Source organism: Streptomyces sp. WM6378 (assembly GCF_001279695.1).
In the GTDB taxonomy this organism is placed as follows: Bacteria; Actinomycetota; Actinomycetes; order Streptomycetales; family Streptomycetaceae; genus Streptomyces.
On the sequence record NZ_LGDD01000168.1, the window covers coordinates 1 to 585 of the forward strand.

The window sequence follows — 585 nt, forward strand, 5'->3', positions numbered from 1 at the left end:
AGTCGTGCCATGAGGGCGTGTTCGACGAGGGTGATGAGGGCGCTTTTGGCGTCTGCTCGGTGGCGGGCGTCGGTGACGATGATGGGGGTGTCGGGGCCGATCTGGAGGGCTTCGCGTACTTCGTCGGGGGTGTAGGGCTGGTGTCCGTCGAAGCCGTTGAGGGCGATGACGAAGGGGAGGCCGGAGTTTTCGAAGTAGTCGACGGCGGGGAAGCAGTCGGCGAGGCGGCGGGTGTCGACGAGGACGACGGCGCCGATGGCGCCGCGTACGAGGTCGTCCCACATGAACCAGAAGCGGTCCTGTCCGGGGGTGCCGAAGAGGTACAGGATGAGGTCCTGGTCCAGGGTGATGCGGCCGAAGTCCATGGCGACCGTGGTGGTGGTCTTGTCTCCGGTGTGGGTGAGGTCGTCGATGCCCGCCGACGCCGAGGTCATGACGGCTTCGGTGCGCAGCGGGTTGATCTCCGAGACCGCGCCGACGAACGTGGTCTTGCCCACGCCGAAACCGCCCGCCACCACGATCTTCGCGGAAGTAGTGGAGCGGGCAGCACCGCCGCTAGAGCTTGCGAAGTCCACTGAGCACCCT

At 66.7% G+C, this 585-nt stretch carries 1 protein-coding gene; it reads right to left on the reverse strand.

Features of this window, described 5'->3' with window-relative positions; all coding sequences use genetic code 11:
• A partial coding sequence (locus ADK54_RS15705; RefSeq protein WP_053726258.1) for a GTP-binding protein occupies positions 1-575 on the reverse strand: 575 nt, incomplete at its 3' end.
• Positions 576-585: the final 10 nt, after the last annotated feature.